Source organism: Mycoplasma seminis, assembly GCF_030718845.1.
Taxonomy (GTDB): Bacteria; Bacillota_I; Bacilli_A; order Mycoplasmatales; family Metamycoplasmataceae; genus Mycoplasmopsis; species Mycoplasmopsis seminis.
Map to the genome: position 1 here is coordinate 950120 of NZ_CP132191.1, position 24111 is coordinate 974230.

General features: G+C 32.5%; 18 protein-coding genes, 2 rRNA genes and 1 pseudogene. 1 reads left to right on the forward strand and 20 read right to left on the reverse strand.

Annotated features, from left to right (window positions below):
* Window position 1: 1 nt before the first annotated feature.
* The 18 genes and pseudogenes from Q8852_RS04065 to Q8852_RS04150 form a co-directional block, all read right to left on the reverse strand.
* Complete coding sequence (locus Q8852_RS04065; RefSeq protein WP_305937903.1) at window positions 2-1012, reverse strand: DNA-directed RNA polymerase subunit alpha; 1011 nt, start codon at window positions 1010-1012, stop codon at window positions 2-4.
* A gap of 25 nt (window positions 1013-1037) precedes the next feature.
* Window positions 1038-1427, reverse strand: a complete 390-nt coding sequence (gene rpsK, locus Q8852_RS04070) for a 30S ribosomal protein S11 (protein ID WP_257089267.1) — start codon at window positions 1425-1427, stop codon at window positions 1038-1040.
* Window positions 1428-1429: 2 nt separating this feature from the next.
* The gene (rpsM, locus tag Q8852_RS04075) at window positions 1430-1798 is read right to left on the reverse strand and encodes a 30S ribosomal protein S13 (RefSeq protein ID WP_305937904.1); all 369 of its coding nucleotides are present in this window, start codon (window positions 1796-1798) and stop codon (window positions 1430-1432) included.
* A gap of 14 nt (window positions 1799-1812) precedes the next feature.
* On the reverse strand, window positions 1813-1926 hold the full coding sequence (gene rpmJ, locus Q8852_RS04080) for a 50S ribosomal protein L36 (protein WP_078746966.1): 114 nt from the start codon (window positions 1924-1926) through the stop codon (window positions 1813-1815).
* Between the two features lie 11 nt (window positions 1927-1937).
* Window positions 1938-2138, reverse strand: coding sequence for a translation initiation factor IF-1 (gene infA / locus Q8852_RS04085; RefSeq protein ID WP_369810281.1), 201 nt, complete (start codon window positions 2136-2138; stop codon window positions 1938-1940).
* Between the two features lie 15 nt (window positions 2139-2153).
* Window positions 2154-2900 (reverse strand): type I methionyl aminopeptidase, encoded by a 747-nt coding sequence (gene map, locus Q8852_RS04090; RefSeq protein WP_305937906.1) that lies wholly within the window; start codon window positions 2898-2900, stop codon window positions 2154-2156.
* A gap of 31 nt (window positions 2901-2931) precedes the next feature.
* Window positions 2932-3597, reverse strand: coding sequence for an adenylate kinase family protein (locus Q8852_RS04095; RefSeq protein ID WP_305937907.1), 666 nt, complete (start codon window positions 3595-3597; stop codon window positions 2932-2934).
* Complete coding sequence (secY, locus tag Q8852_RS04100; protein ID WP_305937908.1) at window positions 3591-4994, reverse strand: preprotein translocase subunit SecY; 1404 nt, start codon at window positions 4992-4994, stop codon at window positions 3591-3593. Before secY ends, Q8852_RS04095 begins: the two co-directional genes overlap by 7 nt.
* A 133-nt stretch (window positions 4995-5127) precedes the next feature.
* Window positions 5128-8014 (reverse strand): 23S ribosomal RNA (locus Q8852_RS04105).
* A gap of 260 nt (window positions 8015-8274) precedes the next feature.
* Window positions 8275-9781, reverse strand: a 16S ribosomal RNA gene (locus Q8852_RS04110).
* Together the 16S and 23S rRNA genes form the textbook arrangement of a ribosomal RNA operon.
* A 157-nt stretch (window positions 9782-9938) precedes the next feature.
* Entirely contained in the window at window positions 9939-10934 is a 996-nt protein-coding gene (recA, locus tag Q8852_RS04115) for a recombinase RecA (protein WP_305937909.1), read from the reverse strand.
* Window positions 10935-11076: 142 nt separating this feature from the next.
* Window positions 11077-11976: an IS3 family transposase gene (locus tag Q8852_RS04120; RefSeq protein ID WP_305937910.1), complete on the reverse strand. Its 900-nt coding sequence runs from the start codon at window positions 11974-11976 to the stop codon at window positions 11077-11079.
* Entirely contained in the window at window positions 11949-12155 is a 207-nt protein-coding gene (locus Q8852_RS04125) for a hypothetical protein (protein ID WP_305937911.1), read from the reverse strand. Before Q8852_RS04125 ends, Q8852_RS04120 begins: the two co-directional genes overlap by 28 nt.
* Before the next feature lie 105 nt (window positions 12156-12260).
* Window positions 12261-13387: pseudogene (locus tag Q8852_RS04130) on the reverse strand (IS256 family transposase).
* A gap of 317 nt (window positions 13388-13704) precedes the next feature.
* On the reverse strand, window positions 13705-14892 hold the full coding sequence (gene tuf, locus Q8852_RS04135; protein ID WP_305937913.1) for an elongation factor Tu: 1188 nt from the start codon (window positions 14890-14892) through the stop codon (window positions 13705-13707).
* A 195-nt stretch (window positions 14893-15087) separates the two neighbouring features.
* Window positions 15088-19485 (reverse strand): PolC-type DNA polymerase III, encoded by a 4398-nt coding sequence (locus tag Q8852_RS04140; RefSeq protein ID WP_305937914.1) that lies wholly within the window; start codon window positions 19483-19485, stop codon window positions 15088-15090.
* A gap of 16 nt (window positions 19486-19501) precedes the next feature.
* Window positions 19502-20554, reverse strand: a complete 1053-nt coding sequence (locus tag Q8852_RS04145) for a phosphatidate cytidylyltransferase (protein ID WP_305937915.1) — start codon at window positions 20552-20554, stop codon at window positions 19502-19504.
* 123 nt (window positions 20555-20677) lie between these two features.
* Window positions 20678-21427 carry a type III pantothenate kinase gene (locus Q8852_RS04150; RefSeq protein ID WP_305937916.1) on the reverse strand — a complete coding sequence of 250 codons (750 nt, stop codon included), beginning with the start codon at window positions 21425-21427 and terminating at the stop codon, window positions 20678-20680.
* 66 nt (window positions 21428-21493) lie between these two features.
* Between Q8852_RS04150 and Q8852_RS04155 the strand changes: the two genes are divergently transcribed.
* Window positions 21494-22240, forward strand: a complete 747-nt coding sequence (locus tag Q8852_RS04155; protein ID WP_305937917.1) for a phosphotransferase family protein — start codon at window positions 21494-21496, stop codon at window positions 22238-22240.
* 9 nt (window positions 22241-22249) lie between these two features.
* On the opposite strand, the gene tyrS is transcribed toward Q8852_RS04155, so the two are convergent.
* Both tyrS and tapR read right to left on the reverse strand, forming a co-directional pair.
* Window positions 22250-23485, reverse strand: a complete 1236-nt coding sequence (gene tyrS, locus Q8852_RS04160; protein ID WP_369810257.1) for a tyrosine--tRNA ligase — start codon at window positions 23483-23485, stop codon at window positions 22250-22252.
* Complete coding sequence (tapR, locus tag Q8852_RS04165; RefSeq protein WP_305937918.1) at window positions 23485-24066, reverse strand: TyrS-associated PheT N-terminal domain-related protein TapR; 582 nt, start codon at window positions 24064-24066, stop codon at window positions 23485-23487. The genes tyrS and tapR overlap by 1 nt, the downstream gene beginning before the upstream one ends.
* Window positions 24067-24111: the final 45 nt, after the last annotated feature.

The window sequence follows — 24111 nt, forward strand, 5'->3', positions numbered from 1 at the left end:
ATTACTCATCTCCTTCTTTTAATTCGTAACCATATTCTCTAAGTTTGTCAATGATTTCTTGGATAGATTTTCTACCTAAGTTCTTTGTTTGTTCAAGTTGTGTTAATGTTAATTCTTTAATTTGTGATAATTTTGTTTTCTTAATTTTCTTAAGTGCATTTGCTGAACGAACTGATAATCCCATTTGTGCAATATCTAAATCATCTTCTTCTTTTTCTTCAACTTTTGGTTGTTCTTCTTCAAAGATGTCTAGTTTCATATTTTCAACATCTCCGATTACTTGGAACATACCAATTAAGATTTCAGCAGCTGATTTAATTGCATCCTTAGCTTTAATTGTTCCATCTGTGTGAATTGTGAAGTCAAGTTTTTCTTCAAATTTTGCAGATGATGAGTTCATTTCAGAAACTGTATATGCAACTTTTTTAATTGGTGAGAAATTAGAATCAATTGCAATAAACTTAGCTTTTTTAATTTCTGTTAATGCAGCTAATTCTGCTTCTCTTTTAGCAACTAGAGCTTTATTTTCTTCAAATGACATGTATCCACGTCCTGGACGTAAGTAAAGTTCTAATTTTAATGCTTCATCAGTCATTGTTGTTGCTAAATAAACATTGTTATCAAGTACATTAACGCTTGGGTTATTAACAACTTGTAAACTTCTTGCTGTAACTGGTCCAGCTACATCTGAAGTTAAAGTAACTTTGATAATATCGTCATCATTAACTAAGCTTGAATCATATGTGAATCTTACTTTTCTTAAGTTCATAAATAAACTTGGTACATCTTCCATTACATCTTTCATAGTTTGGAATTCAAGGTCAACACCTTCGATTCTAACAGCGAATGGTGCTAATGCTGTAACACTTGAAAGGAGTGTGCGTCTAAGTGCAACTCCAAGTGTGTTTGCATATCCTCTTTCTAAACCTTGTAATGAGAATGTTGTTTCGTATTCACTAACTTCTCTAATTTGTGGTTTTTCTAAATAATCTGGTTTTTTAAATTTTTCCATTTTGTACCTACCTTTATGTTACGAATTATTTCTTCATACGTTCACGTTTTAAAATACGTTTTGGAGGTCTTGTTCCGTTGTGAGGAACTGGTGTAACATCTTTAATTTCTGTAACAGTAATACCACTTACTTCGATTTGTTTTCTTGCAGCATCTTTTCCTGCTCCAAGACCTTTTAATTCAACTTTAACAGTTTTAATACCGTGTTCTTTAGCAGCTTCAGCAGCAGCTTGAGCAGCTAAACCAGCTGCATATGGAGTTTTCTTCTTTGTACCTTTGTATCCGATTGCTCCTGCAGAACTTCAAGCAATAACATTTCCGTTTTCATCTGCAAAAGTAACAATTGTGTTTTGGTTTGTTGAGTGAATGTGTGCAACACCACTAGTAATGTTCTTTTTCTTTGTCTTACGAGCCATGATTATTTACCTTTCTTTCCTGCAACTGTTTTTCTAGGTCCTTTACGTGTACGAGCATTTTTCTTAGTACTTTGTCCACGTACTGGAAGACCTTTACGGTGTCTCATTCCACGGTAACATTTAATTTCCATTAAACGTTTGATGTTTAAGCTTACTTCTCTACGTAAGTCACCTTCAGTTGTATATTCTTTAGCAGCTTCACGAATTCTTGATAATTCTTCTTCTGTTAAATCTTTAACACGAGTATCTTCGCTAATGTTAGCTTTAGCACAGATTTCTTTTGCTAATGAGTTCCCAATTCCATAAATGTATGTTAATGAGATAACAACACGTTTATTGTTAGGAATTTCAACGTTTAAAATTCTAGCCATTTAATTTCCCCTTCTTATCCTTGTCTTTGTTTGTGTTTTGGTTGTTCACAAATAACACGGATGATTCCTTTACGTTTGATAATTTTACAGTCTTTACACATTTTCTTAACACTTGCTCTAACTTTCATCAGTTCTCCTTTTATTTGTGTCTGTAAGTAATGCGCCCTTGAGTTAAATCATAAGGACTTACTTCTACATCCACAGCGTCTCCAGGTAATATTCTGATGTGATTTACTCTCATCTTACCTGAGATATGTGCTTTAATTACAACGCCATTTTCTAATTCAACTGAGTAATCATCAGTTGAATAAGCTTCTTTAACAACTCCTGTTAGTTTAATAGCATCTTTAGCCAATTAAATTCCTTTCGTAAGAATGATACCTTTACCATTCTTAATAAGTACTGTGTGCTCATAGTGTGAATTTCTACTTCCATCAGCACTAACAACAGTTCACCCATCTTTGAGTGTTTTTATTCTTGGGTGTTTAGTTATCATTGGTTCGATACAAATGACCATTCCATCTTTAAGAAGTGGCCCAGTACCTTTTTTACCATCATTTGGAACATAAGGATCTTCATGTAAATTACGTCCGATTCCATGTCCACAAAATTCTGCTGGTGTATAGTATCCGTGATTTCTAATGTATGTTCCAATAGCGTTTGAAATATCCCCAACTCTTGCGCCTTTTTTAATTGCATTAAATCCAGCTAAGAAAGAGTTTTTAGCAACATCAATTAACTCTTGATCTTGTTGTGATATCTTACCTACACCTTTAGTGAAAGCACTATCGCTATTGTATCCTTCTCAGATGCAACCTAAATCAATACTGATTAGATCTCCATCTTTTAAAACATAATCACTTGGGATACCATGAATCAATTGTTCATTTACAGATATACATGCTGTAGCTGGAAAGCCATATAAACCTTTGAATGCTGGTTTAGCTCCCCGTTTAATTATTTCTTTAAAAGCCAATTGATCAATATCTTTTAAAGAAACACCTGGTCTTACAAAGTCTCAAAGCACTTGCTTCACTTCCGCCAAGATTTGACAAGATTTAGAAATCTTTTTGATTTCTTCAGGATTTTTTATTGTAATCATACTTTAAAAATCCTTTCTACTAATTTTGTTTTTATATTTTAGCATTTTTTTGAATTAATTTAAGCACTTTATCCGCCACTAAATCAGGGGTTTGCGATGCATCTATAATATTTAATTCATTTAAACTCTTATAATAATCTAATAAAGGTTTAGTTTGTTCTTCATAAATTTCAAGTCTATGAGCGATACGTTCTTCAGTATCATCTGGTCTTTGAACTAGTTGTGAACCACATAAGTTGCAAGTTACATTATCATGTGAAGGTTTGTATTTTACATGATAACTTTCTCCACATTTTGAACAAGTTCTTCTTCCTGATAATCTGTCTAAAATTATTTTTTTATCAACTTCTAATTCAACAACTAAAAATTCAAATCCTTCAAGAGATTTTAAAAACTCAGCTTGTGCTTTTGTTCTAGGAAATCCATCTAAAATAAAATATTTATTTTGCTTTTTAAGTTCTTCTAAAGCATTCTGAACAATTTTATTTGTAATTTCATCAGGTACATATCCACCTGTTGTAACAATGCTTTTAACTTGTTTTCCAAGTTCTGTTTCATTTTCGATTTCTTTTCTAAAAATGTTACCTGTTGAAACATGGATTAAGTTGCTTTTACTTGCAAGTAATGAAGCAACAGTCCCTTTTCCAGCTCCAGGCTGCCCCATAAAAATAAGGTTGGTTTTTATATTATTTATCATAATAATCCTTCGACACTTTCGGTTTCATAATCTTTTTCGATATTTTTAATTGATTCACGTTTAGCTTTAGCAAGTCTATAAGTTTTTCTTCTTGCTTGTAATTGTCCCACTGTTTCCAGTGAAACGCTAACTAAAATCATTAAACCTGTACCACCAAAAGAAATAACACTAGGTAATATTCCAGCCATGATCTCAACATACTGCATACCACCTAAAATTAATAAGTAAATTGATGAGAAGACACTTAATCTAAATACAATTGCAATTAAGTAATCTTGAGTTTCTTCTCCAGGTCTAACACCCGGAATATATGTAGAGTTCTTAGCAAAATCTTCAGCTATTTTGTCTACTTTTGATTGTTGAATTCCCATTACAAGTGAGAAAAAGAAAATAATTACTAAAAGTAATGAGAATCCAATTGGTTGAGTAAATTGTAAGTTTTGATTAATTCATTGTTTTGAAGCATTATCATCTGGTAAGATGTTTGCAATCATAGTTGGAAATGATAGTACCATCATCGCAAAAATAATCGGCATAATACCACCAGGATTTAATTTAATTGGTAAGTTTCCAATATCTTTTTTGCTTTTTGAACGTCCTGCACCTATTTGTTGGATCGGAATATGTCTTTCAGCACCATAAACAATTGCAATAATCATAACTACTACAAGGTAAACAACAATATATGTTGTAAAGTTAACAATACCTACAAGTGAACTTGCACTTTGTGATGCATCAAGTCCAATATAGTGAATAAATGCTTCTTTAAATTGGAATGGTAAACGAGCTGCAATACCAGTGAAAATAATTAAACTTGTCCCATTTCCAATCCCTTTATTTGTGATTTCTTCAGAAATAAAAAGCGCAAATAAAGAAGTAGCAGTTAGCACTACAGGTAAAATAAAGTAAGCCATAGCACCTTCTGAAATACCTGTACCTGCTAAATCAAATCCAATAAATGAATTTCTTCCACCAGCTGTTAAAGTCTTAAGCAAGAATACAGCTTGAGGATAAGCAATTAGAAGAGTTAAAAATCTAGTAATAACATTGATTTTTCTTCTTCCTTGTGGTCCACTTTGACCTAATTTTTGAATTGGAGGGAAAAGTTTAGATTGCAGAATCATCATGATTAAGGAAGCATTAATAAACGGGCTTATCCCTAATGCAAATAATGAAAATTGTCTTAAACCTCCACCACCAATTAAATTAAGTGTGTTAAGGAATGAGTTATTATTTAGTTGATCATTATTTTGAATCTTAACAAATGGAACTGTAATTGTTGTTCCCATAATATAAATAATTAAAAGGAAAGATGTAAAAAGTATCTTTTTTGTTAATTCTTTAGTACTTCAAAACTGTCTTCAACCGTTATGAAATTTATATATTAATGTCCGCAATTTTTCCCCTTTTTTATTACAGCGTAATTATATAATATTTTTAAAAATAAAAAAACGCTTGAAGCGTCATTTTTTATGTTCTTTAAAAACTGAATAGTAATTTAATAATTCATTAAAATGTCTGAATACATTAACTTTTAAACCTTTCAATTTATTAGTAATGGTCAGCTAAATGTATTACTACACTTACACTTCCATCCTATCAACCTCGTAGTCTACAAGGAATTTCAAGGGAATACTTATCTCTGAGGAGGCTTCCCACTTAGATGCTTTCAGCGGTTATCCCTTCCGTACTTAGCTACCCAGCTATGCTCCTGGCGGAACAACTGGAACACCAGCGGTACGTCCACTCCGGTCCTCTCGTACTAAGAGCAGCTCTCATCAATATTCCAACGCCCACATCAGATAGGGACCGAACTGTCTCACGACGTTCTGAACCCAGCTCGCGTACCGCTTTAATTGGCGAACAGCCAAACCCTTGGAACCGACTCCAGCTCCAGGATGCGATGAGCCGACATCGAGGTGCCAAACCTTGCCGTCGATGTGATCTCTTGGGCAAGATAAGCCTGTTATCCCCAGGGTAACTTTTATCCGTTGAGCGACTGCCGTTCCATGACGTACAGCCGGATCACTAAGTCCTGCTTTCGCACCTGCTCGACTTGTAGGTCTCGCAGTCAAGCACACTTCTACCTTTGCGCTCTGCATACGGTTTCTGACCGTATTGAGTGTACCTTTGAACGCCTCCGTTACCTTTTAGGAGGCGACCGCCCCAGTCAAACTACCCACCACGCACTGTCCCCCTACCGGATAACGGTAGCAGGTTAGAAACTCAACATACCAAGGGTGGTATTTCAAGGTCGACTAATCTAGAACTAGCGTCCTAGCCTCATTGTCTCCCACCTATCCTACACATGTTAGGCCAAGTTTCAATACGAAGTTGTAGTAAAGCTCCATGGGGTCTTTTCGTCTTGATGCGGGTACCCAGCGTTTTCACTGGGACCATAATTTCACCGAGTCCAATGTTGAGACAGTTGAGAGATCATTGCGCCTTTCGTGCAGGTCAGTATTTAGCCGACAAGGAATTTCGCTACCTTAGGACCGTTATAGTTACGGCCGCCGTTCACCCGGGCTTCACTTCAATGCTTCGCATAAGCTAACAAATCCGCTTAACCTTCGGGCACTGGGCAGGCTTCACCCCCTATACTTCATCTTACGATTTAGCAGAGAGCTGTGTTTTTGATAAACAGTTGCCCCTCACAATTTACTGTGGCCGACAAAAGTCGGCACCCCTTCTCGCGAACTTACGGGGTTAATTTGCAGAGTTCCTTAACATTGGTTTTCTCGCTCGCCTTAGAATACTCATCTTGGGAACGTGTGTCCGTTCTCGGTACAGGTACCTTTTGTGTTATAACGTTTAGAAGCTTTTCTAGGAAGTATGAAATCACACAATTTGCTACAAGTAGCTATGCGTCACAACTCCCAGTTATAGAGACCGCATTTAACTAATCTCACCAGTTGTTGCTTACCCCCAAATCCAATAATGGGTAGTGCTATCCTTCTTCGTCACTCCATCACTTACGCAGGTAGTACAGGAATATTAACCTGTTGTCCATTGGATACGCTTTTCAGCCTCTCCTTAGGTCCTGACTAACCCTGGGTGGACAAACCTTCCCCAGGAAACCTTTCCCAATAGGCGTTGAGGATTCTCACCTCAAATCGTTACTCATACCGGCATTCTCACTTCTTAACGCTCCACCAGTCCTCACGGTCTGACTTCGCCGCATTAAGAACGCTCCTCTAACGTACTAAATGTACCCGTGGCTTCGGTATCGTGTTTTACTCCCGTTACATTATGGGCGCAAGATCTCTTGACTAGTGAGCTATTACGCACTCTTTAAAGGGTGGCTGCTTCTAAGCCAACCTCCTAGTTGTTTATGAAATCTCACAACCTTTCTGACTTAACACGATTTTGGGACCTTAGCCGACGATCTGGGTTGTTGCCCTCGCGAGCCTGGACGTTAGCACCCCGGTTCCAACTGCATGATAATACACAATGATATTGGAGTTTGATTATAGTCAGTACCACTAGACGTGGCCATTCCATATTCAGTGCTCTACCATCAAAGCTTAACATCACACGCTAGCCCTAAAGCTATTTCGAGGAGAACCAGCTATCTCCAAGTTCGATTGGAATTTCTCCGCTATTCACAAGTCATCCGGGCACTTTTCAGCGTACTACGGTTCGGCCCTCCACTTGGGATTAACCAAGCTTCAGCCTGCTCATGAATAGATCACATGGTTTCGGGTATATATCAACATACTAGTTGCCCTATTAAGACTTCGATTTCTCTACGGCTCCGCTTTTTCCGCTTAACCTCGCATGTTAACATAACTCGCCGGTCCATACTGCAAGATGTACGCCATCACCCATTAACGGGCTCTGACTAATTGTAAGTAAGTGGTTTCAGATTCTATTTCACTCCCCTCCCGGGTTCTTTTCACCTTTCCCTCACGGTACTAGTTCACTATCGGTGTCTGATTAGTATTTAGCCTTACCGGATGGTCCCAGGCAGATTCAGACAGGGTTTCACGTGCCCCGCCCTACTCAGGATACTATCAAAAGTCCTTGCTATTTCGCATACGGGAGTATCACCCTCTATGCTTAGTTTTCCCAAACTATTCTGCTATAACAAAGATTTGTAACTTTATGTAGATAGTCCTACAACCCCAGTTTAAAAAACTGGTTTGGGCTCTTTCACGTTCGCTCGCCGCTACTGATGAAATCATTTTTATTTTCTCTTCCTGTTGCTACTAAGATGTTTCAGTTCACAACGTGTCTCGCTAATGGAACTATTTTATTCATTCCAATGCAACTAGACATTACTCTAGTTAGGTTTCCCCATTCGGAAATCCCCGTTTCGTTGCTTATATCCAGCTCCACGAGGCTTATCGCAGGTAATCACGTCCTTCATCGACTTTCAGACCCAAGGCATCCACCACAAACTCTTACTTATTTAAAAGTTGTAACAATATTTTCCTATTGTTGTTGATGTATTCAAAGACATTTTAACGAATTATTATTTCTAATAATTTCTCGGTATCACAAAACAAATTGACTAATTTATTTTTTGATGTCGTTGTTATATTAATATCTTTACTATTCAGTTTTCAAAGAACATAGAGAGAAAATCCTCTCAAAACTAGATATATCCCATGACGAAATAATTTATAAAATAAGGTAATTAAGTAACAATAAATATTGTTTATGTGTACTCCGTAGAAAGGAGGTAATCCATCCCCACGTTCTCGTAGGGATACCTTGTTACGACTTCACCCCAGTCACCAGTCCTGCCTTAGGCAGTTGTCTCCGTAGTTGACTAAACCGACTTCGGGCATTACCAGCTCCCATGGTGTGACGGGCGGTGTGTACAAGACCCGAGAACGTATTCACCGTAGCGTAGCTGATCTACGATTACTAGCGATTCCGACTTCATGTAGTCGAGTTGCAGACTACAATCCGAACTGAGAACGGTTTTTTGAGATTTGCTCCATGTCGCCATATTGCTTCTCTTTGTACCGTCCATTGTAGCACGTGTGTTGCCCCACTCGTAAGAGGCATGATGATTTGACGTCGTCCCCACCTTCCTCCCAGTTACCCGGGCAGTCTCCTTAGGATATTTAACTAAGGACAAGGGTTGCGCTCGTTGCAGGACTTAACCGAACATCTCACGACACGAGCTGACGACAACCATGCACCATCTGTCATTCTGTTAACCTCCACTATATCTCTATAGCTTCGCAGAAGATGTCAAGAGTGGGTAAGGTTCTACGCGTATCTTCAAATTAAACCACATGCTCCACCGCTTGTGCGGATCCCCGTCAATTCCTTTAAGTTTCACTCTTGCGAGCATACTACTCAGGCGGATGATTTAATGCGTTAGCTGCGCCGATGGTTCCCATCAGCTAATCATCATCGTTTACGGCGTGGACTACCAGGGTATCTAATCCTGTTTGCTCCCCACGCTTTCGTCTCTCAGTGTCAATATGTGCCCAGTTAACTGCCTTCGCCAAGTTGATGTTCTTCCTTATATCTACGCATTTCACCGCTTCACAAGGAATTCCGTTAACCTCTACACAATTCTAGTTTATCAGTATCCAACGCGATTTGGGGTTGAGCCCCAAGTTTTGACGCCAGACTTAATAAACAACCTACAGACGCTTTACGCCCAATAATTCCGGATAACGCTTGCAACCTATGTATTACCGCGGCTGCTGGCACATAGTTAGCCGTTGCTTTCTGATTTAGTACTGTCAAGATAATAGCATTTCCTCTACTATTTTTTCATCCTAAATAACAGCAGTTTACAACCCGAAGGCCTTCATCCTGCACGCTGTGTCGCTCCATCAGGCTTTCGCCCATTGTGGAAAATTCCCTACTGCTGCCTCCCGTAGGAGTCTGGGCCGTATCTCAGTCCCAGTGTGACGGATCAGTCTCTCAACCCCGTTAAACATCATAGTCTTGGTGAGCCATTACCTCACCAACTAACTAATGTTCCGCACCCCGATCTCCTAGTGGAGCTTGAGAGCTCCTTTTATATAAAGAAGATGCCTTCTTTATAAGTATCTGGTATTAGCGGTGATTTCTCACCGTTATCCCAATCTAAGAGGTACGTTAAGTACGTGTTACTCACCCATTCGCCGCTAAGTTCCGAAGAACTCCGCTCGACATGCATGTATTAGGCACACAGCCAGCGTTCATCCTGAGCCAGGATCAAACTCTCGAAAAAATTGACTGTCATGTACATTGTATATATCTAGTTTTCAAAGAACTTTATCACTTGCTTACTCAACAAGTGTTATTATTATATAGCAGTTTAATTTTCATCAAAGCATTTTTTTATTTTTTTATATAAAAAAGAAAATGGGTTACCATTTTCTCTAAATTTATAAGGTGTTACGTATTTCGGACTGGATATTTTCGTTTAAATAAATGAAGTTTCTCATATTTTTCTTACCTTGAGCTACATTTTCACCCTTATAACTAAATCATGCACCTTTTTTCTCGATAATTCCATTTTCTACACCTAAGTCCACAAGTTCACCATATTTATCTAAACCTTCAGAAAAATATAATTCTGATTGTCCTGTTTTATATGGAACGGATAATTTATTTTTAACTACTTTGAATCTAATTTCATTTCCAACTATATCTTTACCTTCAGTAATTGGTGAACCTTTTCTAACTTCTATTCTGACACTTGAATAGAATTTAAAGCTCTTCCTCCCTGGAGTGGTTTCGGGGCTCCCAAATATTACACCAACTTTTTCTCTGATTTGGTTAATAAATATAATAGTAGTTTTATTTTTGTTTAAATTACCAGTTATTTTTCTAAGTCCTTTAGACATCAATCTAGCTTGTGCACCTATTTGTAAATCAGTCATTTCACCTTGTAATTCAGCTTCAGGCACTAATGCAGCAACACTATCTACCACAATTAAATCAATTTTGCCTGATTTAGCTAAAATATCCACAATTTCTAAAGCTTGTTCGCCTGAATCTGGTTGTGATAAGATTAATCTATCAATATTTACACCTAGCTTTTTTGCATATTCTGAATCGATGGAATGTTCAGCATCAATAAATGCTGCTATTCCATTATTTTTTTGTACTTCAGCAATCGCATTTAAAGCTAAAGTAGTTTTTCCACAGCTTTCAGGACCATAGATTTCTATTATTTTACCTTTTGGATATCCTTTGATTCCAAGTAATTTATCTAGTACATAACTTCCGCTGTGAAATGTATCGACAGATATATAAGGTATATCACCTAGTAACATAATAGATTCTTCACCTAATTTCTTAGAAATTTCTTTCATGGTTTCTTTGATTGATAAAGCTAATTCTTCATCACTTAATTTTGTTTCGTTTTCGTCGTTCATATATCTCCTTTTTTTCTTTACTAAATATATGAATTTTTTCAAAAGTGAACTGAAAATAAAAAAATACACACTTTATACTAGGACACAAAAAATTAACAATTTATTAATTCAGATAGCTCCATACCATATGTGTATGGAGTTTTTAATCCAAACATGATTGAATTCGCTCTTTGTTGTATCATTCAATATAATCTGCAATAATATTTTCTAATTCTTTTATTGATATTTCTCTAACATTGATGTCACGAATTAATTCTGTTTTTAAATTAGAAAATCAATATTCAACAACTCTATTATCTAAACTATTACCAACACCTGAAAGAGATATTAAACCACCTTGATTTTGGATGAAATTAGAAAATGTTTGAGAAGTGTATGTTGAACAATGGTCTGCTTGTAATATAAAATTATCTTCAAAATGTATATTTTCAAATGTTTTATAAATAAGATTTGCATCATTAAATTTTGAAAGCGCAAAACCAACTATTTCCTTTGTTTTATGCTTAATTATTACAGAAAGATAAACATGATTATTTACTAAATCTTTCGTAGCTGGTAAGTATGTGACATCGGTAGCATATATATTTCTGTTGTTTTTATCATTATAATCTCTATCTACTATGTTAGGCATATTAACTGATGTATCTTTCAATTCTTTAATTTTTTCTCTTTTTCGCACATTACAAAATAGACCTAATGAATTCATATATCTTCCTAATGTTCTTTCGTTTATATCTATATTATAGGTGTGCAAGATAAAATATTTTAGTTTTTGTCTTCCAAATTTGCATCTATTTTGTTTGAAGGATTGAATTATTACTTCTTGATGTTTTATTTCTTTGTGTTTTGTACTACTTATATTATTGTTTTTCTTGTGTTTAGATACAGTTTGTCTACATAAAGTGAATAATATAGCTAATTTATATGAAGCTATATTTAAATTTGCGGCTTCTTTCGCTTTTTCGTTCTTAGGCTTATCCTTTGTTAATTCTCGATATCTTTTAGCGATTTCTATTAAATCATCTCTAGAAAAATATCTCAATTGATTTCAGTTTCCTTAACTTTTTTGGGTCTTCCGCTTCCTGGTTTTCTTGGTTTCTTGTTCATATTAAAATTATAATGTTTTATGATTTTTCAAAACCTTTTATTAATGGAATCATTTTTTGCTTTTGAACCATATTTGTACATCAATGAAATTGCTTGATTTTTACCAAATTTCAAAAATGTATTATAAATTTCAATTTCTTGCTTTTCTGGAGACTATAAATAATTTTGTGTAAATTTATTTTGCAATGAAAAAAAGTTATCTTAACTTTGTTGGATAAATTATATTATAAATTTCAAATTTTTGAAACCTGGGTGTGTTCTTAGCATACCCTTTTTATTGTAATTTTCAAATATAGTTACTAAGAATTTTTCTAAACTTGTTATTGAATTAAATTGTCTTTTGTTTTTCATTGATGACTTTATTTCTGAATTTAGACTCTCAATAATATTTGTAGTGTAAATCGTTCTTCTGATTGAAAGTCGAAAATCAAAAAATGAGAATAAATCATCTTCAATATTTATCAATGCTTGTGTTACTCTAGGATATTTAAATTCTCATTTTTCTAAAAAGAATTGATATTCCTTAATTGCTTCTTCCTTCTTGATTTGGGAATAAATCATTTTTAAGTCATTTGCTATTTCAAATTTATCTCTGTTGTGCACTTTTGCAAATACATTTCTTTGTATATGAACTCAACATCTTTGATATTTAGAATTAGGAAAGTTATTGTGAACAGTATCTTTTAATCCTTGAAGTCCATCTGTGACAAATATCCCTACCTCTTGAACTCCACGGTTTTTTAAGTCTTGTAAAATTTCGTCTCAAATAATTGTGTTTTCAGTTGGATTTATTGCGAATCCTAAAACTTCTTTATGCCCTTCTTCATCAATTCCTAAAGCAATGTATATAGCTTCTTTTGAATAAGTTTCTCTTTTAATAGGAAAATATGTTGCATCAAGAAAAACAGCAATGTATTTTGATTGCAGTTTTCTGCTCTTAAACTTTTCAATATTCACAATTAGATTATCAGTAATATTAGAAATTGATTGTTTTGATAATTGAGCTCCATAAACGTTTTTAACTATCTTACTGATGGATTCGTAATTAATTCCTTCTGCAAACATTTCAGTAACTAAATCCTTAATAATTGACTGTGTTCTTTGATATTTATCAAAAATTACATTTTGAAATTGATTCAGTCTATCTCTAGCTATTGAGAATTTCATTTTTCCATACTCTGTATTAATAGTTCTTTCATAATAACCATTTCTATAGTTAGAAACATTACTTCTTTCATATTTTTTATATTGTAAAAATTCAGTTAGAGAATCAGAAATTAATGATTCAATAATATTTTTTAACGAACTGCGAATATGTTCGTTTATTTTTTCCATAATATCTTCAAAATTATTACCATCTTTAACAGAAAAATTTTCTAATAATAAATTGTTTAAAGTTGTATTTAATTGTTTAAAATTATTCATAGATAAGTTATCTCCTTTTCGGTTCAATTAAATTTTAAGATAACTTATCTTTCTTTTTGTCATTTTTATAATTTTTTTTAATTTACACAAACTTTTTTACAGTCTCCTTTTCTGTGAAATGTTTACCCATAGTTCTCCTTTTAGTTATTAAAAATAATAAAAAGTTAACACCCTTATGAATGTTAACTTTTGTTGTCCTAGTATACTTTTTCAAGCATGTATTTTAAAGTATCAATTACTATTTAATGATTTTTGTAACTGATCCAGCACCAACTGTACGTCCACCTTCACGGATAGAGAATTTTGTTCCTTCTTCTACAGCGATAGGTGCGATTAATTTAACTTTTAAGTTAACGTTTTCTCCAGGCATAACCATTTCACGTCCTGGTTCAAATTCGATTCCACCTGTTACATCTGTTGTACGGAAGTAGAATTGAGGTTTGTAGTTTTTGAAGAATGGTGTGTGACGTCCACCTTCTTCTTTTTTAAGTACATAGATAGCAGCTTCGAATTCTGTGTGAGGAACGATTGATCCTGGTTTAGCAAGAACTTGTCCACGTTCAACATCTTCACGGTTTACCCCACGAAGTAATAATCCAGCGTTGTCCCCTGCTTGTGCTTCTTTAAGGTTTTTACGGAACATTTCGATTCCTGTAACAACTGTTTTTTTAGTAGGTTTTAATCCAACGATTTCAACTTCATCGTTTAATTTAAGTGTTCCACGTTCCACACGTCCTGTAGCAACTGTTCCACGTCCTGTAATTGTAAATACGTCTTCAACAGCCATTAAGAATGGTTTGTCAAATTCTTTAACTGGAGTTTCGATGTATGTATCAACAGCTTCCATAAGTTCCATAACTTTGTCTTCGTATTTAGCATCACCTTCAAGTGCTTTTAAAGCTGATCCACGGATGATTGGAGCGTTATCTCCGTCAAATCCGTATTCTGAAAGAAGTGAACGAATTTCCATTTCAACTAATTCGATCATGTCTTCTTCACCTTCTAACATATCACATTTGTTTAAGAAAACAACGATACGAGGAACACCAACTTGTTTAGATAAAAGAATGTGTTCACGTGTTTGAGGCATAGGTCCATCTGTTGCAGCAACAACTAAGATAGCACCATCCATTTGAGCAGCACCAGTAATCATGTTTTTAACGTAGTCAGCGTGACCTGGACAGTCTACGTGTGCGTAGTGACGTTTTTCTGTTTGATATTCGATGTGTGAAGTGTTAATTGTAATTCCACGTGCTCTTTCTTCTGGAGCGTTATCGATTGAAGCGTAATCACGAGCTTCTGATAAACCTTTTTTAGCTAAAACTGTAGCAATAGCAGCAGTTAAAGTTGTTTTACCGTGGTCAACGTGTCCGATTGTACCAACGTTAACGTGTTCTTTTGAACGATCAAAATCTAATTTTGCCATAATATTCCTTTCTAATTAAATTTAGATATTATTTTGATTTTAAAATTTTATATTTTTGTTTTAGCGCTAAAACCAACCTTAAGTCTGGTCTTTCATCCAGATCCTGTCCGTTTATATTAGCAATGTAATTTTATCAAATTTTTACAAATTATTAAAAAATGTATTTTTTTCTAAAATTCTTATTTTTTAGCACTTTTAGAACAATTTCATTTGGTTTGTTTCATTTAAGTTTTCTAAAACTTTTAATTCTTCATCTAAAAACTTATATAAGGTATTATTTATACCACTACGTTTTTTAAAGTCTTCTTTAGAAATATATTCACTTTCTTCTCTACCTTGAATTATCTTATTTGCAACCGCTTCACCAAGTCCAGCTACAGCAGAAAATGGAGGAATTAACATTTTGTGTTCACGGTCAACAACTCATTCAGTTGCAAGAGATTTTGTTAAATCAATATTCGAAATATTAAATCCTCTTGCATATAATTCCCGAGCTATTTCTAAAGTTTGTAATAAGTTTTCTTCTTTTACTTTTCTATTTTTAGTTTCTTCTAACTCTTTAATCTTTTTATTTATTTTAGTTCCGCCATGGTCATTAGAAAGAATTTGTAAATCAAATTCTTCAACTCTAGTAGTAAAGTAAGTAGCATAATATTCTAATGGATAATACAGTTTAAATCAAGCAATTCTTCAAGCCATTAAAACATAAGCTGTTGCATGGGCTTTAGGGAACATGTACTTGATTTTTTTCATTGACTCAATATATCAATCCGGAACATTATCCTTTTGCAATTGAGCTACTTCTTCATCAGTTAGCCCTTTACCCTTACGAACCTTTTCCATTATTTTGAATGAATATAAAGGATCTACACCCTTATTTATAAGGTAAACCATAATATCATCACGACAAGAAATAACATCTTTAAGTGTCATTCCTCTTTCTTTAATTAAACTTTGTGCATTTCCTGTTCAAACATCAGTCCCGTGTGAAAGTCCTGAAAGTGAAATTAAATCAGCAAATGATTCAGCTTTTGCTTCATATAACATACGGCGAACAAAGTTCGTTCCAAATTCAGGAAGCCCTAAAGCTCCTGTGATTTCTCCCCCAATATCTTTTGGTTCAATTCCTAAAGCTTTGGTTGAGTTAAACAGTGACATAACTTTAGGATCTTTTTTAGGTATATCTTTTTTAACATTTAATCCTGTTAATCTTTCAAGCATTCTAATTGCAGTTGGATCAACATGCCCTAAAATATCAAGTTTTAAAACATTATCATGGATAGCATGGAAATCAAAGTGAGTAGTTTTTCAATCCAAACTAATATCATCAGCGGGGTAGTTAATTGGAGTAAAGTCTTCGACATCATATTCTTTCGGAATAATAATAATTCCCCCAGGGTGTTGCCCAGTTGTTCTTTTTACCCCTTGCATTTGGCTAGATATGAAATCAATATATGATGGAGTAAAATTAAAGCCATATTCTTCAACAGCTTTTTTAACATATCCATAAGCTGTTTTATCTTTGATAGTTGAAATTGTTCCGGCTCTAAATGTGTGACTAGCACCAAATAGTCGCTTAATTTCATTATGGATTTCAGCTTGATAATCTCCGGAGAAGTTTAAATCAATATCCGGAACTTTATCAGCATTAAATCCTAAGAATGTTTCAAATGGAATTGTTTGTCCATCTTTTTCCATAACAATTCCACATTGTTCACATTTTTTATCATCTAAGTCAAATCCTGAAGTAACGCCTTCAACATTAGCTAATTGGAATTTCTTACATTTAGGACACACATAGTGAGGAGGAAGTGGATTAACTTCAGTAATTCCTGACATGGTAGCAACTAATGAAGACCCGACACTTCCACGACTACCTACTAGGTATCCATTATCAAGTGACTTCTTAACAAGTTTGTGTGAAATTCAGTAAATAACATCAAATCCATACTCTAAAATAGGTGTGATTTCTTTTTTAAGTCTTTCCTCAATTAATTCAGGTAAAACTTCTCCGTATTTTTCATGAGCAGTTTTATAAACTAATTCATATAACTTATCTTTAGAATTATCAAATTTTGGGGTGTATAAATCATTGTGGATAACTTCAATTTTATCTTGCACCATATCTGCAATTGCATTTGGATTATTTATTACTAAATCATTAACTAATTCTTCATTATTTAAGAATGAAAAAGCTTCTAACATTTCATCAGTTGTGTAAAATGAAAGATCCGGAATTTTTATCCCTTGTCCTTGGGCTTTTTTATAATCAAATAAGAAGTGGGATGCATTTCCGATACCTTTTGAATATACTAAACATTTAAAAATATTTTGATCCATTTTATCTTCATATCTAACATCACCAATTGCAACTGGAATCTTGTTAAATTTATGAGCTAAACGAATCATTTTAACAATAGTATCTTTAATTTCAAAAGCATCAAATTTATCCGGCGCATCATCAAAGTGATCCAACGCTCCAATATGTGGAATTTCAATGTAATCAAATTTTTGTGCCCATGATTCTATTGCAATATCTGATGAGTAAAAACAATAATCTAATAATTTAGATTTTAATCCACCAGAACCAATTAAAATGTTTGGAGTTTTAACAATATCTTCAATAAATAATTTTGGTGAACCAAAATATCTTTCTGTAAGTGATAAAGTAACTAAATTAAATAGTTCTTTTAATCCAGTTTGATTTAAAGCAAGTACAGTGACTTGACTTGAACGAGTTCTGCTATAAATACTTGTATCTTGGATGCTATCTAATTGTTTAAATGTTAAAATCCCACGATCTTTAAGTAAATACATTGATTTAATTCAAGCTTGTGCAAGGACATCAGCATCATAGTCAGCACGGTGAGCTACTTGTGAATCATAAAGTACTGATAAATTAGCACAGAATGCCCCCAAGTTGTGGTCTCTTTTTTCACTAAATAAGTATCTTGAAATCATCAAGGTATCAATGAAAAATGTTTTCGGCACAGGTTTATTTTGTTGAATAAATTTTTGATAAATAAAATGCGAGTCAAAGTGAGCATTGTGAGCTACACAAATCCGATTATTTATTATTTCATAAATTTTATCTAGCCCTGCATCTAAGTCATATCCTTCATTTTCCAACATAGCATCAGTAATGTTGGTTAAATTAATTGTAGTAGATGAAAGTGGTTTTTTAGCTTTAACAAAAAATTGGTGTGTTTCTTTAATTTCGCCATCAATTACAACTGAAGCACCAAATTCAATTAATTCTCCATATTGTGCTGATAAGTGGGTTGTTTCAATATCTAAAACAACATATTGACTAGTTAAAATATCTCTATCAATACCATCGTAATTTAATAAGAAATTATGATTCTTATCAATAACATCAAATGAAGCACCATAGATTGGCTTTACACTTGATTTTTTTGCAGCAGCAAAGAATTCTGGGAACCCTTGCACACCATTGGAATCAATTAAAGTAACTGCTTTATGTCCATATTTTTCAGCTATCTTAATAATTTCCGCCGGATCTAAAATTCCATCCATTGTACTCATTTTAGAATGCGCACTTAATTCAACTCTTTTAAAATCAGCATTATCTTGTTTATTGTTTCTTGGATTATCAATTTTTGTGTAAAAATGTGCTTTAATAATTTTACTTAATGGACCACCATCATTTTTAAATGAATATGGATTATTAACTACACCATAGACTTCAACGTAATCCCCAATAGAGGGAATATAATCTGGAGCTTTTGAATTATTAACAAAATAACTAGTTTCAATTGCATCTTTATAATTTGAAATAAAGAATTTATAAATCTTAAATTCCGGTTTTTCAATAACATCACTTTTATAAACTAATCCAGAAACTGTAACTGGGATATCAACTACTTCAGCATCAAGTGAATTAACATATTGAATATCTACATTTGAATAACTTTTTGACTTATTATTTCTACGGTATTCGTTAAATTTTCTACTTTGTACTTTTTGATTAAAACCAGACTCGCTTGCTGCTTCTGAAATTTCATTTGCATAATATTTTCCAACCGAAGCAAAATTATTTCTGATTTGATTGTCATCTAAAGTACAAACAGATTCAACTGCTTTAGGTAGCAAAATAAAGTTTTTAAAACCAAAATTTCGCATCACTGCAGTAAGTTGAAAACTTTGTTGTTCTAATTGATCTTTTTGTTCAGGTTTACAGTGTTCAAACTCTCAAGCATTATTGTCTTTATTGTAATATAATGAAGCGGTTGTTTTTAAACATTGATGTAATTCGCAACCATTTAATTCTTCATCATATTGCATAATGTTTTTAATGTATTCAATGATTTCTGGATTTGATAAATCTAAATGTTCAAAATCATATTCAACCCAAAACTTTTCCTTCTTACAAGTTTTGAGCATGTGTTCAAAATCATTTCAAGAAGGCAATTTAGTACTAAGAAATACTTTTTGATACTTAATTTTACCCGTATTTGCATCTCTTTTGAATTCAAGCTTATTAGGATTGAACTCAGCATCTGCAAAAGATGATAAAAAACTTATGTTTAAATAATCCATAAGTTTTTTAAAATTATTATTTTTATAGTCCATATTACCCTCCAGTTTCTTAAAGTGTTGAACAAGCAGCTAAAATACCAAAGAAAACAAAAACAAATGAAATAGAATCAATTCTGTCTAATAATCCCCCATGTTCTTTTAAGATATTAGAGAAATCTTTAATTTCATTTCTTCTTTTAACAAGTGAAAAGAATAAATCTCCAAATAAAGCTATTAATGGTGCTATAAATAAGAATGAAAGCAAGTATGGGAAGAAATGAGAACTACTATTTAATAATATTCCAGCAACACTATCAGAGGTTTTTCCTCTTATTCCTCATGCAATAAAAATGTATATCATAGTCGCTGCAAAAGAAACAATATATCCTATGATTGCTCCTTCTCAAGTTTTCTTAGGACTAATTGTTGGAGCTAATTTTGATTTAAACATTTTATGTCCAAGGAATCTTCCACCAAAGTAACCACCAATATCGTATGATGAAGCGATGATAATAAAGAATAAAATAAGTTCAATTCCATAACTTTGTGTGAGCAGTACAATAAAAGTTTTAACAAATAAGGTTAGAATAATTGAAATAACTCAAAGAGAAAGAGTTTTAAAAATTAAATATTTAATAGTTATATTTTTAACCACAGTTAATCTGATTAATAAGAAAATTAATGCAACAATAAAAGTAGTAATTAATACTCAATAATCAAAAATATACTTCTCAAATTTTTCTGTGAAGAGATAACCGATGTTGTCAATATTCATGACTGGAACATATGATGAGCCCAATCTACCAAATAATATTTGTGAGAAAAAGTCTTTCCCCAAAAGCATTGAAGCTACATATAGTATTGTTAATATAATACTTGGAACTAACATTTCACTATAAGCGTGCGAAAGTTCGTAAAAAATCATCGCAACTACAGCACCAATTAGAAATAATGAAAATACCCTTAAAACTCAGAATCCAGCTGTTGAAAATTCACTATATAAATTAGGTCTAAAAGAATAAGCAAAAGTAACTAAAGAGAGTGCTAAAATTACCACAATGACAATTGCAGGTACAAAACGATTTAGTCAAAAATTCTTTTTCTTTTCAGCTGTTATATTCATAATAAAACAATTATATTAAATTCTGTATTTTAAGTATAAAATAGCTATATTTTTTAACTATTAAATAGTAGGCATAAAATAAATAAAAAACTCGCTTAGGCAGCAAGCTAAAAACTAAAGTTTTTAAATGTTATTTAAATAAATATATAAGTATCCATAAAGAATCATTAATTGATTTACATCATATTTATCTTTAATTAAATCTGCAGTTCCTCCTGTAGTAATTACATTTCCTACATATGGATTTTGAGATAAAAGATGTGACAGAATAAATCCGTTCATTAAGTTAAATAAGCCTGAATTCAAGGCTTGGATGGTATCTTGTCCTAGTGCAGCATCAGCTATTAAATCATTAGATTTTAATTTTGCAATTTTGCTTCCTAAATATTCAAATGATTGCATAATTCCTGGAGCAATCGAAACTCCTTGCAAGGTATCATTGTGATATAAAATTGCTACTGATGCTGAACCAAACATGAAAATTCAACTGCTAGCTAATTTATGGTTATAAGCATACTGACAAGCAGCTAAAATATCTACCCCTACTGTATTTTTATCAATTTTTTCATTTAAGTTAAATGAAACTTTGCTTTTTGCATTTACTATATAGTTGTTTTTGATATTAAGATCATTTAATATTTCATTTGACTGAGTAATTAATCTTAAATCTGGATTGGTACTTCCAGTAATTACTTTAGTATCTGCATCAATTTGATAATATTTCAAGAAATCTAAAATATCTTGTTTTTTAGTTTTGTTAATTAAAAACTTTTCAAAAGCAATCACATTGTGGTTGTTATCAAGTAATAAAAGTTTTAACATTGTGTTCCCTAAATCTCTAATAAGATAAGAAACTTTAATTTTATTTTTCATCATAACTTCCTTATTAAATCTTTGATATACTTTTATTATACAGTTTTATAAAAATGGAGATATAAGATGAAGCAAAGAATTTTAATCGGAAATACTAATATTTCATATCAAACAGACAATACAATGTTGCAGACTAAAGTTGTAAATAAATTTAATCACAAATTAGATTATGCATTACTTGAAAAATTTGATTTTGTGCCTAAATTAATTAAAAATACTGACAGCGAAGTTGAATGGGAATGAATCAAAACTCAACCAATAGTTTTTAACAAAGACATCTTAAAACAAATAGCGGATGATTTTAAAACTCTGCATGATTCCGCTTTACCATTTCCTAAATCTAATGTTGCCGCTAGAGTTAAAGAATATCGCAAAATCCTTAGAGAAAGAAATATTAGAATCGATGTGATTGATGAATATTACAAAAGAATTAATTTAATTCTTAAAAACTCAGAAACTAATCGTCCATTACATAATGATTTATATATTGATAATATTTTGCTTTCACAAGAAGGTAAAATCTACTTTATTGATTGAGAATACGCTTCAATGGGTGATAAACATTTTGATTTAGCTTACTTTATTTGCGGAACAAATCTTAATGAAGAACAAGAAAGATACTTCTTAGATTGTTATGATACATATTGAGAAGAATATTTAATTCAACAAAAGATATTAGTCTACTACCTTACAATCCTATGAGATAATGCTCAAGAGGTAAAACCATTTGATGATGCAGAATGTATTGCAAAATTAAAAGAAACTGTTAAGTTATATGAATATAAGAAAAACAATAAATTATTTAGACAATAAAAAAGTAGCCTAAGCTACTAATTTAACTAAATAGATATGCTTTTTACCAACGTGTAATAAAGCATATTTTTTATTTCAGATTTCTGAAGTTAAATTTGATTCTTCATCAACTGGAATTAAATTTACTTTTAAAGCTTTATTTTGGATAAATTCTTTAGCTTCACGTTTTGATTTTAAAATTCCTTGAGCAATAAGCTGACTAACTAAGTTTTCATTTTGCTTTAATTCAATAGTATTTAATACATCTTGTAACATTTCAATTTCATCAACAGCAATTTCAGTTAAATTTAAATCTTTACTAAAAAGAATTGTTGAAGCTAGATGAGCTTTTTTAGCTTCTTCTTCATTATGAACTTGCTTAATAACATTAAATGCAAGGGCTTTTTGTGCAATTCTAGCAGCTGGATTTTCATTATGTAATTTTAAAATTTCATCAATTTCCACTTTATCTAAAAATGTTAATCAGTTAAGAAGTTTTTCAACTTCGCTATCAGGTTGATTAAGTAAAAATTGATACATAATGTAAGGTTTAGTTTTATCACTATCAAGTCAAAGTGAACCACCACCAGTTGATTTACCAAATTTATTCCCATTTGCATCAGTAAGTAAGTTAGCTGTAATAGCAAGCGCTTTATGTTCGTTTCCAAACATAGTAGAAATCATATCTAATCCAGTGGTTATATTACCTCATTGATCGGAACCACCAAATTGAATCATTACGTTTTTATCTTTGTATAATGATAAAAAGTCTCAACCTTGGATTAATTGATATGAAAATTCAGTAAATGATAATCCTTTATCAATTCTTGAGGCAACTGAATCCTTCGCAAGCATGTAAGAAACATTAACTAATTTTCCAACACTTCTTAAGAATTCAAGAATGTTCATATCTTTGTAGAAGTCATAGTTATCAATTACTTCAAGTCCAAAGCTTTCAAGTTGTGCTTTAATATGATTTTTATTATTTAAAATAGTTTCATTATCTAAAAGTTGTCTTTCAGCATCTTTGAATGATGGATCTCCAATCATTCCTGTTGCTCCTCCAAGAAGAGCATAAACTTTAAACCCATGATTTTTAAATCTAATTAAATTAGCTATTTGAATGTAGTTACCTAAATGAAGTGAAGTTGCAGTTGGGTCAAATCCACAGTAAACTGCAGCTCCTTGAGGTAAATTATTAAATTTTTCTTCGCTACTAATAGCTTTTAAAATTCCACGTTGTTTTAAATCTTCAATTATTGTCATTATTTAAATTCAAAGTCCTTTCCTATCAGGCTAGCATCTCCAAAAATTAATCCTTCTTTATCAAATCCAAGTGTTTGATATCCGGTTAGCATACCATAACTTTTTACTCCCATAATTTCACCAGCAACTACATCAGTTCCAGCTTTTGTAACACTACCTGGTAGAGCTAAAACTACAACTTTACCTTCTTGTGAATCTAAGGTGTTTGTTACTAATTGAATTTCTTTTTCAGGAGAAATGTGCACTTGAAGCACAAAAAGTCTTTCACTTTTTGGATGTGCTTTTCTTTCTTTAATTAAACCGTAAATAAATTTAGGTTCATTTGAAAGAATTAAATTTAATTCATTAGCCTTTTGTTGAATTAAATCTAAAGTTTTTGAAGTAATATAGCCAAATTTAGTTTCATCGCTAATGTAATATTTATTATTATCTAATACGTTAATACTTGAAATATTGTGGTTTTCATCAACAAAAAAGACTAAATCATCCTTAGCAATTTGATTAGTTTTTTTGATTCTTGAATCCACAAAAATAACTGAAGTATTAGTAAATGTTTTGTTTAAATTATTGAATAATATCATGCTATTATTATACCTTTCTTTATTGGATTTTATATTATAATTAAA